9 protein-coding genes are annotated in these 12,735 nt (G+C 47.6%); 1 reads left to right on the forward strand and 8 read right to left on the reverse strand.

The window, feature by feature from the left end:
• Nucleotides 1-37: 37 nt before the first annotated feature.
• The 8 genes from FJQ58_RS12385 to FJQ58_RS12420 form a co-directional block, all read right to left on the reverse strand.
• A complete protein-coding gene (locus FJQ58_RS12385; RefSeq protein WP_139993793.1) occupies nucleotides 38-856 on the reverse strand; it encodes a carbohydrate ABC transporter permease in 819 nt (272 codons plus the stop codon).
• Nucleotides 856-1,737, reverse strand: a complete 882-nt coding sequence (locus FJQ58_RS12390; protein WP_139993795.1) for a carbohydrate ABC transporter permease — start codon at nucleotides 1,735-1,737, stop codon at nucleotides 856-858. Before FJQ58_RS12390 ends, FJQ58_RS12385 begins: the two co-directional genes overlap by 1 nt.
• A gap of 84 nt (nucleotides 1,738-1,821) precedes the next feature.
• Nucleotides 1,822-3,150 carry an ABC transporter substrate-binding protein gene (locus FJQ58_RS12395; RefSeq protein WP_139993797.1) on the reverse strand — a complete coding sequence of 443 codons (1,329 nt, stop codon included), beginning with the start codon at nucleotides 3,148-3,150 and terminating at the stop codon, nucleotides 1,822-1,824.
• Nucleotides 3,151-3,259: 109 nt separating this feature from the next.
• A complete protein-coding gene (locus tag FJQ58_RS12400; RefSeq protein ID WP_139993799.1) occupies nucleotides 3,260-4,864 on the reverse strand; it encodes a response regulator transcription factor in 1,605 nt (534 codons plus the stop codon).
• Nucleotides 4,839-6,647 (reverse strand): sensor histidine kinase, encoded by a 1,809-nt coding sequence (locus tag FJQ58_RS12405; protein ID WP_139993801.1) that lies wholly within the window; start codon nucleotides 6,645-6,647, stop codon nucleotides 4,839-4,841. Before FJQ58_RS12405 ends, FJQ58_RS12400 begins: the two co-directional genes overlap by 26 nt.
• 172 nt (nucleotides 6,648-6,819) lie before the next feature.
• On the reverse strand, nucleotides 6,820-9,894 hold the full coding sequence (locus FJQ58_RS12410; RefSeq protein WP_139993803.1) for a discoidin domain-containing protein: 3,075 nt from the start codon (nucleotides 9,892-9,894) through the stop codon (nucleotides 6,820-6,822).
• A 520-nt stretch (nucleotides 9,895-10,414) separates the two neighbouring features.
• Nucleotides 10,415-10,564 carry a 50S ribosomal protein L33 gene (gene rpmG / locus FJQ58_RS12415; RefSeq protein ID WP_053377650.1) on the reverse strand — a complete coding sequence of 50 codons (150 nt, stop codon included), beginning with the start codon at nucleotides 10,562-10,564 and terminating at the stop codon, nucleotides 10,415-10,417.
• A 53-nt stretch (nucleotides 10,565-10,617) separates the two neighbouring features.
• On the reverse strand, nucleotides 10,618-11,832 hold the full coding sequence (locus tag FJQ58_RS12420) for a GTP-binding protein (protein ID WP_139993805.1): 1,215 nt from the start codon (nucleotides 11,830-11,832) through the stop codon (nucleotides 10,618-10,620).
• 444 nt (nucleotides 11,833-12,276) lie between these two features.
• Between FJQ58_RS12420 and FJQ58_RS12425 the strand changes: the two genes are divergently transcribed.
• On the forward strand, nucleotides 12,277-12,705 hold the full coding sequence (locus FJQ58_RS12425) for a GNAT family N-acetyltransferase (RefSeq protein WP_238404019.1): 429 nt from the start codon (nucleotides 12,277-12,279) through the stop codon (nucleotides 12,703-12,705).
• Nucleotides 12,706-12,735: the final 30 nt, after the last annotated feature.

A 12,735-nucleotide genomic window follows, 5' to 3' on the forward strand; every position in this document is an offset into this window, starting at 1 on the left:
TTAAAACTTACGAAATGGCGCGACAAACACCTGTTTGTCAGCCCTTGACCGCACCCGCCGCGATGCCCTTGATAATATATTTTTGCATAAATAGGAAAAAGATGATTATCGGGACCATCCCCATCACTGCGTAAGCAAAAGCAAGGTTCAGGTCGCTGCTGTATTGGCCAAAGAAAAAATATTGCTGCAGCGGTATCGTCCGGTAAGAGACATCCTGAAGGAAGAGCAAAGGAAGCAGAAAATCATTCCAAATATATAGCGCATTTAATACAAGTACCGTAGCCGTTACCGGCTTAAGCAAAGGAATAATGATTCGGAAAAAGATGCCCGGTGTCGTACAGCCGTCAATTCGGGCAGCTTCTTCAATTTCTTGTGAAATCGCCCGGATAAAGCCGGTATAGAACAGCACGCCCATCTGAATGCCAGCGCCGCCATAAATGAGAATAATGCCCCAATGCGTATCAATCATATGAAGCGTCTTGCCCAGCTTATAGATCGGAAGCATCGTAATTTGGAACGGCACCATCATGCCGGCAAGAAACAATACAAAAAACATCTGATAAAACTTTTTGTTCCGTCTTGCGATCGAATAACCTGCCATGGCTGAAATGATAACGATCAGCAGGATGGCCGCTACTGTAATGATCAAGCTGTTCAGGAATGCCGTCGGGTATCGGGAAGTGTCCCAGGCATGCAGAAAGTTGGAGAAATCCAGCGCCGAAGGGAGCGCATAAAATGAATCATACGTTTCCTTCGCCGATTTGAAAGCCATAAGCACCGCAATATAGAAAGGAAACAAGAAGACAAGCGCTAATGCCAAGACAATGCAAAACACAGCCGTATGCTTGACTTTCATTAGATTTCAACCTCCCTTCTGCGAAAGATCGAGAGCTGGATGATCGTAACGATAACAAGCACAACAAAGAAAATCATCGATAACGCCATCCCGTATCCGCCTTTATACGAGGCAAAGGAGCTTCTGTAAATGTAGGTGGACATGACCTCGGTGGCGAAAGCCGGCCCGCCGTGCGTCGTAACGAATACGAGATCAAATACCTTTAACGAGCCCGTCAGCGTCAATACCATATTTATTGTAAAAGAAGGCGCAAGCAGGGGCAGCACGATATTCCAAAGCGTTCTACCCGTGCCCGCACCGTCGATTTTCGCGCTTTCAATCAGTTCCTGGGGAATGCCCTGCAAACCTGCGATATAAATAATCATCGGTGCCCCGATGCCCTGCCAGACGGCAATGATGATAATGCCAAATAAGGCATGGTCAGGGTTGCCAAGCGGGCTGGTGACGTTCTCGAAGCCAAAAAAATGAAACAGCTTGGGCAATCCCGTGCTGTAGTTGTAGCTCCAAATAAAGCCCGATAGTACGATGGATATGACACTCGGCAAGAAAAATACCGTACGAAATACGTTACGAAACTTTAAATACGAATCGAGCAGCAGCGCGAATAACAGGGATAGGCAATTCACCGCAATGGTCAAAATAATCGCATACTTAAATGTGTTAAGCAGCGCTTTCCATAAGTCGTTGTCCGTCAACGCGTTTTTGTAATTGCCCCATCCGATGTAATGGAGCGTCTGGGCGATCCCGTCCCAGTCCGTAAAGGAATACCGTATTCCCATCCCAAGCGGGATTAATAACGCGAGTGCAAATAAACTGAAGCCCGGCACCAAAAACAAAACATACCAAAACTCATTTTTAACCGTTCGTCTCAACAAGCCCATTCCTGCTCCTCCTCCGAAAATGCGGCTGAGCGGAACATTTGCCCCCGCCCACCCGCAGCCGTTTTCCAAACCTATTTCCGCCTATTATTTATGGTTTTTGGAAATCCAATCATCCATATCCGCGATGATTTTGTCCGGAGTTGTCTTATTGAAGAAATATTGCTGAAGCAATTGGCAGAATTGCGTAGACCAATCCAGCGTCGTGTTCGCGAAATAAATTTGCGAGTCATACGTCAGGCCTTGATCGAAGTAAGGCTTCAGCTCATCCATGGCAGGAGCAATGCTTGTTGTGGAGCCTTTCACATAGCTTAATGATTTAATATTGTTAACCCAAGCGTCTCCGCCTTGCTTGCTGGACATAAATTCCATGAATTTAAGCGCAGCTTCCTTATGCGGCGTATTGCTTGCTACAGCAAGCGAAGCATCCGGATTAAATTCCAGCTTGTTCAAAGCTTCGTCATTGCTGAACGGGTAAGGGAAGTAGCCAAGATCGTTGTTGTAGAAATCCGGGTTTTTCTTCTCAAAATCCAGCAGCGGCCATGTGCCGGTATACATCATTCCGACCTCGCCTTTGGAGAACAGATCTACGACACCGTTGTAATCCACGCCAAGCTGATCTTTGTTGCCCAACTCAAACAGCTTCTTGGCCCGTTCAATCGTTACTTTTACTGCCGGGTTATCCGCGAACTTGGCTTGCCCTACTTCAAGCTTCTGGAAGAAATCCGTTTGTCCTTCTTCAAGCGCCGTTAAGCTTGGCAGGTCGCGCGAAGCCCACATTCCTAGCGTCCAGCCATCCTTCCACCCTAGCGCAAACGGCGTCTTGCCCGCTTCCTTGATTTTATTGGCTGCTTCAATCAATGCATCATAGGTTCTCGGAACCTCCAGCCCTAGATCACTGAATATTTTCTTGTTGTAAAATACAGCAATCGGCCCGCCATTAACTGGCATGACATAATTTTCCCCGTCTGTCGCCTGCCCCTTCAGCACATCCTCGTCAAAGTTTGCCAGGAAAGGCTGACCTGTCAGATCCATAATGTAACCGCCATCGGCGAACAATTTCGTTTGTCCGCCGGGATTTAACGTGAATACGTCAATGATGTCGCCGCCCGCTAGCTTCGTTTTGATCAGCGTATAATAGTCATCGTATTTAACGGGCTGAACCTCAACGGTAATGTTCGGGTTTTCTGCTTCGAACTGCTCTACGATTTTTGCAACGCCATCGGTCACATCGCTCTTAAAATGCATAAACGAGAGCGTGACTTTCTCTTCCTTCGTGCCCGCCGCCGTAGCTGCCGGCTCCGTCCCCTTGTTCGTATCCTTCGTAGCCTCAGGCTCGTTGGTGCCGCTGCCGCAGGCTGCAAGCAGAAGCATGAGCATCGCTAAGCACAAGCCTATGATCATTTTTTTGTTCATTGTGGTTCCCCTTTTCATAATCAAGAGTTTGGAACGCTGTCACTCGTTCTGTCTCTATCATAGAATTCAGAAGGAAAAATCGTAATCCAATAATTTGTGTTTCGATTGTTCAAATTTTTATACTTACGGGCCGTTCCTGTGCCTTGGACTCCCGGTACTCCGAAGGGGTCAATCCCATTACCTTACGGAAAACCTGGCTGAAATAACGCTGGTTCTCATAGCCTATCAGCTCGGAAATTTCGATAATTTTCCGATCAGTGCCCCCAAGAAGCTCGCAGGCCTTCTCTATCCGCTTGCGGCTCACATACTCAATAAAGTTTTCTCCGGTCACCGTTTTAAACAATTTGCTCAAATAGCTAGGATCGATATGGTACCTTGTCGCCATGTCCACTAAGCTTAAGTCCTCGAAATAACGCTGATCAAGCAAGGCTACAATTTCGCGAATCGTGTGATCGGTATCGGGCTTCTCATGCCTCGTTGCCAATTGCTCAGCAAAGGCGCGGACCTGTGCCGCCCAAATGTGCAGCTCTGCAGGTTCAAGTACCTGCAGGATCGCTTTAGGCTCAAGGAAGGACGACCGTTCCAACTGATGCTGATCGCCTATCGGCAGCAGCTCTACCGCGCCGGCGAGCTCCCTTTGAACGGACTGGATGGATGCTCCTTGCGCCGACAGGATTTGATGAACAAACTGGTTGAATATTCGCTGCATATCCTTGCTTTTGCCTGACACGAGAGCTTGCTTTAGCGTCTGGGCTTCGAAGGAGCTGAGTATGGCTTGATCAGGGACGGCGGCTAGCCGCCGCGCTCCGCAAACGTCGAGCCCCGTTCCTTGAAACGGATTGGCAAGCAGCGCCTGCTGCGCGGCATGATAGGCCGCAGGAAGCTGCTCAAAGGGCTCATCTGCCGGGCTAAGCCCTACGATAACATCCGCTTGGTACATATGCTTCATTGCTTCATGGAACTTGTCGAGGAATGCGTGCAGACAAGGAGCGTGATCCATCGAATCGGGAAAAAGAATGATAATGTTCTCACGGTCATCCGATTTGAAGGCAACCGTCGTTTCTCCCCGCAGCATTTCAAGTACGATATTTTCTACGCTGTACATCAGCAAATCCGCATTGCCGTGAAACTTCCTATCTACGATCCGGCGATATTGCCGCAGCTTAAGTACAGCCAATCGAAGCCGGCTGCTTGCACAGCCAAGCCCCAGCTCCGTAGCTTGGGCATAAAGGTCAGCTTGGTTGTTAATTCGCCCGCTGACCACATGCTGAAGGAACACCTCCCGCTTCAAACTCAGCATGTCCTCTTTATGCTTCTTCTGCTGCTGCAGGCTGAGATGGCTCTGGCTGGCTGCGATTGCCTTGCCAAGCGCTGCCCTCAGCTCCGCAGCCGAGACCGGCTTCAGTACGTACTCACATGCCTGGTACGTTAATGCGGCCTTCATGTATTCAAACGCGGAGTACCCGCTGATGACCACCGTTTTAATTTCGCTATACTCCTTATGCAGCTCGGCTAGAAATGACTTCCCGTTCATGACCGGCATGTTCATATCGGTCACTACGATATGCGGCTTGCTCATTCGGATCAGCTCCAGCGCCTCTTCCCCATGCCTTGCTTCTGCAATAACCTCCAAATCCAGCGGCAGCTCACCGATCATTTTGCTAATGGCTTTGCGGCCCCACGGCTCATCATCCACGACCATCACTTTGTACATTTTCCCCAGCCTCCATTCGATTTGGAATCCGAATCGAAATTGACGTTTCGCTTCCTTCTTCGCTATAGATCGTTATGCCGTATTTGGGACCATAAACAAGCTTGATGCGTTCATGGACATTTTTCAATCCGATCGAGACGCCAGCAAATACTTCCTTTGACTTATTCCTGATATCCATTTGGACGGCTTCGAGTTTACCCTTATCCATACCTGGGCCGTTATCCCATACGGTAAGGACGATATCATTCGATTCGCGAACGGCGCTTATACGGATCAGCAGCTGCGTGTCGTCGTCCTTGACCAGCCCATGAACGATGACATTTTCAATAATGGGCTGCAGCACGAATCGAATGATCGTCACATCCATAAACGTCTCAGGCACATCAATTTCCAGTCGCAAGGAATTTTCAAATCTCAGCTGCTGAATATATAAATAATTGTTTACATGCACAAGCTCCATGCGCAGCGTAGATTTCATATTCCCTTCATAGAAGCTGTACCTGAACATGTCGCCAAGCGCCCTGCACATTTCATGGATTTCATAATCGCCCATCAGGACGGCTTTTCCGCCTATCGTTTGCAAAGTATTGTACAGAAAATGCGGATTGATTTGCATCTGAAGCGCCATAATATGCGCCTCCTTGTTGCGAAGCTGCATTTGGAACTCGGTTTCAATCATCGTTCTTATTTTTTCGGTCATGTAATTAAAGCTGCGCGTCAGCTCCGAGATATCGTCTCGCCACAGCAGCGGCTGCTTGACGGTGGCCTGCAAATTGCCGTTTCGGAAGGCCTTCATCGCTTTGCCCAGCATGAGCAGCGGCCTCGTAATAAACCGCTGTGACAGAAACGAAAAAATATAGATGAACAACAGCACCAGAATGAGCGCAACGATCGTAATCAGCATTAAGTGATCGCGGTTTAGCCGAAGCTCCGTATTAGGGTACACAATGGACAAGCGGATATTGCCGTTGTTAATAAAGGAGGTGCTCGTTAACCGATCCTTGTTGTCAGAGAAACGAAGATCATGCTTTTGACTGCTAATGGGCAGCTTCGGCGGTTCGTAAGGATCGATGGATGCCGCGAAACGATCCGAGGTTTGATAGAACGTATCCCCGCGCCTGTTCTGCAAAATAATTTCGTTAGGCTCGTAATTATACCGCTCAACCATCTTCACGATTTCTTTGCTTGGGATATAGAAGATAAGCGTGCCCACCTTCGATTTGGAGAAAGGGTCATAGATCGTTACGCCATACACAAAAAACGACTGCTTTAGCTGCGATTCCGTATACGTGAACATCAACGTGTTCTGAAAAGGCAAGTCCAGCATCTCATCAAAATAAGGCGTGCCTTTGCCTAACGTTATCGCATCATAACTGGAAGCTCTTGACCAATTATCGGCCAGCCTATTATTTTTCCCGTAGATCATTACTTTCATGATATGCTCGTTTCGGCTCTCGACCAGGCGGTAATAGTTGTTTAATGAATCCTTTAGGTTGAGAATATCGGGATCATTGTAATCAATGCCGTGCTCCATCAAGTTCATAATTCGTTGGAAGCCGTAGACCTGAAGAGCGGAAGCAGATACATTTTGAAAATATTTATCCAAATAATCCGACAGATAATCGGCGTTTTGATTCGAGCTGCGCAGCATCGTCCTCTCCAAGGAACGGGTATTCGTATCATAAAATAAGTAGGAGAGAATCAGCAGCGGAATTAAGGAAATAAGCACGGTGCTCCATACGATCTTGGTTTTGATGCTGCGATTAAGCAAGAAACGAAGCATCCGTCCACCTCCTGAATTTCCGGGACTTCTTCAACGTACACCTTCATTATTGATATTTTTGCCGCCGCGAACAATGGACGATATCATGTTCATGATGGACGATATGCTTCTAAACAAGCAAAAAACTCTTGCCCAGCCTAACTTTCAGCTGAGCAAGAGTCTTTCTCACATATTATTTATAAATGGTAAAGATCAAATCCCGATTGCCGCTGCTTTCCGTTGTCCAGGATATGCCGCCGTTCGTCGATAGCCGCTCAAATCCGCCCGCATATGGATTGCTGTCGCTATAAGCGAATCCGTACTTATTGCTCGTTGATGCGTCATCCAGCGATTCCGGGGAACGGAGAATCAGTCCGTATTTCTTCGACGTATCGAGTCCGCTCAGGCGGGGGTATATCGAATATGGCGTTGCCGCTCCCGGTACGTTGTTCGGTTGAAGCGCTGCGCTGAACAAGGTGCTTACCGGATTGTTGCTTGCATCCAGCTGGACAATATCAAGATAGAGATTATCCTCTGGCACTTTGTTGACGTAGCTTTCATATAAATAAACATCCATTTTAGGCAAGCTCGACTGCGTCAAGGTAAAGGTTTGCATCCGCTGAATGGTCGCCCGAATATCCGAATAGGTAGAATAGGCGCCATTGCTGTTGTCTTGGTCAATGATGTAACCCGTATTGCCCGGTACGTGATAGATTTCAATGTCTTGAATGGAAGGAATGAATCTGGCCGTTTTGACATAAAGCCTTATTTTCGTGGTGGATACGGTCGGGAAATTATAGATACGGCGGTCGCCGATCGTGAATCCCTTGGTTAGGTCTACATAGCTTGTTCCGTTCCAATATTGCAGCGCATACGTATCGATTTGATAGCTTTGGCTGCCTGAGCCGTATTCGCTTAGAACGACGCGGTTAACGTTCGTATTTGCGCCAAGGTCAACCTCTATCCACTGATTGTTGGCCGTGCCGCCCGCTGCGCTCCATCTGGTAGCGAGATTTCCATCCGTTACTTTGGAAGCTTCGTAGCCGGTGCTGCCCGACCAGGTAGAGGATGCCGTGGCCGACTTGCCAAGCGCAAGATTTACAGGTGCGAGCGGCAGCGACGACGGCTGCGGCGACACGCGAACGATAATCGATTCGCCAGGCTTTAAGGTACGCGAGTAGCTTCCCGTAAACTGGCCTATTTTTGTTTTGCTATAAATCTCCGTTAACGTGTAATTCGTGGTTGCGCTTAATCCTAGATCACTAAAGGATAGCGATACTGAGGCCGGATTATTCATATCCCAATTGGATAAGCCCACGACACGATCGCCGTTCGTATCCGTCAAATAGAGTGCAATTGGCGAATGCTCCAGCTTGTGATAGAAATTTGACATCTTCACCGGCTTTGCCGCCTTGCCCTTTTTCACCAAATCCAGCAGGCCCTCGTTTTGCAAAATGGCCATTCGATCCTCCGAGATGAACGGCACATTGTCACCGATCAGCCAGTGGCCGCCTCCCATAATGATAGCTGTCGCGAGGAGCGAAGCTTCATTAAGAGTTACCTTGCCAAAGCCGTCGATGACGCTTTCCGGAAAAATCATATCCGGATCGTTGTACGCATACAACGTATCGTTCGTCCACCAAGATGCCGCTGTATTCAGCGCCTGGCGCTCAATGCCGGGGTAGGACTCCAGCCCAATCGTTGTATCTACCCCTGTCCGTCTGCCATGGGCATAGCCGGAAGGGAGCAGCGGGGCAATCGATTCGTTAATATAAATATCCTGTGGGGCAGCCAGCAATGTATCGCGCATGATCTCCATGCCCATACGGTAAGCCTGCATGCCATTTTTGGTCGTATCATAGAACTTCCCGTCATACATGCCCAAATCAATAAAGTCCAGCTTTACATAATCGAAGCCTGGGGCGACGTGATACGTGTCCATGACCCACTCGATATAGGCTTGGCCGCCGGGATGCGTTGCATCTACGATGTAAGTGTTAATATACGACTTGATTGGATTTCCGCTCGCATCCTTCAAGGCAATATTGCCGAACGTATACGATGTGCCCGGTACCGTATCCGCCAAATCGTCAAAAATAGCAAACGGAGCGGAATATGTGCCAGCTTTCATCCCTTTCGCATGCACATAATCAACGAAATCATCCAGGTTTTCCAAATCGGTTTTACCATCAGCCCCCTGGTAGCAGCAATCCAAATTCATATAATTATAGCCGAGCGGCTTCAAGTGCTTCTCGAAATAATCCGTCATCGGAAACATAGCATCAGCCGTTGGATAAGCGTAATAGGCGTACCATGTATTAAATCCGATAGGGACGTCATCATTCCATTCCAGCTTAGGCTCCGCAACGGCATAGGTACTGCCGAACGTCTCCAGCCCTTTCTGGTAGTCATCAAAATAACCCAGAAAAAATTTGTCAGAGGATACCGAGGTCCCGCTCTGCTGGCCACCGGCATTATATACGGAAAACGCCGTCAAAGGACCGTTAGCCGTAGCTGCTTGACGCAGATACTGCATGCTTTTCCACTTGAATGTCGTCGCTGCGCCCGCAACAAACCCTTTTTTGTTCGTATTGTCGAACATGGCTGCCACCCAGTAGCTCGTCCCGTTAAAGGGCGCCCAGCTTTCGGATGTACCGTATGGTCTGTCATAGCCATTTTGACTATTGCCAAAATCATTAACCGGTGCTACGCCAAAGTCATAATTGTTCGTATAGGGCGTCGTATAAATGCGTTTATCCGAGCCTGTACCGATATCTAGGTTTCCTGCCGCGATCGGTTCCATAAAATCAATGCTTTTGCTCGTACCGTTGGTAACGGTCATATCCGCAAGAATATACGGCCGATTCTCATACATGGCGATGCGGAGAATAATCGTAGACCCGGCGCTTAAGGTATTCGTGATCGTCAGTTGCTTCCCATTGATACCGTAGTTATCTGTACCGATCGATGTCCAGCTTGCCGTACGCGTCCCCGCGTCAAAGGAGCTGATACGTGCCCCGCTTCCGACAATGCCGTAATCCGAATAAAAATCCGACATGATGACCGTGCTTCCAGCTTGGAAATCACCTTTGCCATCCGCCAAGTCATACGTGATCGTTAAATTCCCGTTGGTAGCGGTTACAATACTGCCTGCTTGAGAGATCGTTACCGTCGCAGCCGCTGCAGGAGCCGCATACGGAATCATCCCCGCAACTAACAGCAAAAACGCGACCATGACCTGAACCATTTTCCGTGAACCGAGTTTCATTCTTTATTATCCTCCCCTAGCATGAAATTAGAGATTCGAAGCTCGACTCTCCTTCTCTATCTTGCACTGCAAGGCGGAAGCCAACAATTCATTAATTTGTGTTTCTGGCTTTCAAATTTTTGTAAAAAATATTTAAAGGAGCTTCCATCGGCAAAAGTCAGCTGAAGGGCTGGAATGATATTTTGATTAGAAGGAATTTATACCTCTAATTTGATCGATTTTTGCTTTTTATCCAATTTAGCAGGAATTTGTACCGCTAATTTCAATAATTTACTCAAAACTGCTGCAAAACGGTAAGATTAACGGGAAAATTTCCATTTAATTCATCTGGCCAATTCATAACCTGATTTTAGCAGGAGAAATTCTATCTAATTCATAAAGTATGACTAACTGTTGAAGAACAAAATATAAAAAAGACCGGACGCCTTGTCCGATCTTCTAGACCACTCTTACCTCTGATACGCCCCCTGCTCTTACTAATCCGCTCTTACCTCTGTTCTGCTTTACCTCTGGTCTGCTTTTATCTCGTTTCTCTATGAACCGTTACCCGTTTGAGCCTCGGGCTATACTTTTTTACCTCCAGCCGCTCCGGCGTCGTTCTTTTGTTTTTTGTTGTTGTATAGTTGCGGTCGCCCGTTTCTGTACAAGCAAGCGTTACAATTACTCTCACTGTATTCACCTCCTAAACGAATAATGATTTTATTCAACTCATTCAAGCATCGCTTAATGCAGAGCCTGCTCCAGCTGCTCTGACGATGCATTTGGGAACTCATCAGGGAACTCGTCCCAATTCCCCTCCAGCTCCCCATCGCTGAGCAAACAGCTATCGAGCGAGTCGATCAGCTTTGTCCGGTTCATTTCGATTCCGATAAACACAACTTTGTTTATGCGGTCGCCATACTTGCCATCCCAAAGCTCAGCCAGCTCCGGATCTTCTTGCAGTACGGCCTCGCGCTCCGGATCAGGCAAAGCGGCCGCCCACTGTCCCGCTGGGCCAAACTGAATGGAGGGCCCCGCTTGGCTTAAGCTCTGCGCATAGTCATTACGGGTAGCGAGCCATACCATCCCTTTTGCACGGACAATCTCCTCCGGCCATTCCTCCATCCAGGACATCAGCCGTTGTGGGTGAAACGGCTTTGTCCGTTCATACACGAACGAGGATATACCATATTCCTCCGTTTCCGGCGTGTGCGCTGGCGCCGCCATTTCCTTCATCCAGCCCGCCGATTGGCTGGCCTCTTCAAAGTCGAACAAGGAGGTATTCAAAATTTCGTTCGGATCGATCTCGCCTTTGGCTGTACGGATCAACTTGGCACGTGGCTGCAGCGTTCGCAGCACGCCTTCCAACTCCTTCAGTTCCTCTTCCCCAACTAGATCGCATTTATTCAAAATAAGCACGTCGCAAAATTCAATTTGATCGATAAGCAGATCAACAACCTCGCGCGTATCATCCTCGCCCACAGCTTGGCTGCGTTCAAGCAGCGTCTCGCCTGAAGAGTAGTCGTGCCAGAAACGGTACGCATCCACAACAGTTACCATACAATCCAGCTTACAAAATTGAGTCAGATCGATGCCCTGCTCTTCATCGATATAGGTAAAGGTCTGTGCGACGGGGACGGGTTCTCCAACACCCGTAGATTCAATCAAAATATAATCAAACCGATTCTCTTTAGCTAGCTTTTCAACTTCCTTCAACAAATCCTCCCGTAAAGTGCAGCAAATGCACCCATTGGACATCTCGACTAGCCTCTCATCTGTGCGCGACAAACCGCCGCCGTTTTTAATCAGGCTAGCATCAATATTCAATTCGCTTAAATCGTTGACAATGACCGCGACCTTAAGCCCCGCCCGGTTGTTCAACACATGATTCATAATCGTAGTTTTACCCGCTCCCAGATAACCGCTTAGTACGGTTACGGGAATTTTGTTCGCTGTCATCCGTAGCACCTCTGTTCTATTCTTCGCTTTATTTAAACGTAATTATTACGATTACACTCCATTAAAAAAGCCGATTCATTCATCGACTAATAGTAAACTTTACGCTTTGATTAGTATAGCAACTCCATTCGTTCGCGTCAAGATAGTAATCATTACAATTTATTATTTTGTAAAAAAGCACACCGAGGTAGTTACAGCCTCCAATCCAGCCTAGGAGCAACCTCATTCGGGCTCTTTAAGCACCTATACGTTCTTATTGAACTTGAATAACCCCCAAACGGCTTGAATAGCTATCGCAACTCAATTGTAATCTTTAATTATAGTTATTTGGTATGCCGCGCGCTCGGTTTCCATATTGTATGATGGAATCAATCAAGCACCGAGATATATAGAGAAAACATCCAATAACAGGAGGTAATTATTATAAGTATTCGATTAGAACCAGTGTCCAAAGAAAATTGGTATGACTGTACTCAGCTTCAGGTTACAGCTCAGCAGCTCCATGTGTTTCCTGCTCCCGTTGTTTACTGGATTGCGGAGTCCAAGTATATGGCTGAGTTCTCCTTGCTCTCCATTTACTCTGAGGAAACCCTCGCAGGTATTATTGTATTTTGTACAGAACCAGATGAGAATGGTCACTACTGGATTCCCGCCTTAATGATCGATGCAAAGCAGCAAGGGAACGGTTATGGCAAACAAGCCTTAATCCAGCTGATAGCGCTAATGCGCCAGACCTTGAACTGCAAGACCATCATGATCGGACATCGCCCTGAAAATCACATCGCCGCTCACTTATATGAATCGCTGGGATTCCACAAGGTCAGCGATGAGCTAATCGACGGTGAAATTGTCCGATTGCTGCGCATCTCATAAACGCAGCCATCCCCGTCTCACAAAAAAAAA

Origin of the sequence: Paenibacillus paridis, from assembly GCF_006345825.1 — a bacterium.
In the GTDB taxonomy this organism is placed as follows: domain Bacteria; phylum Bacillota; class Bacilli; order Paenibacillales; family Paenibacillaceae; genus Pristimantibacillus; species Pristimantibacillus paridis.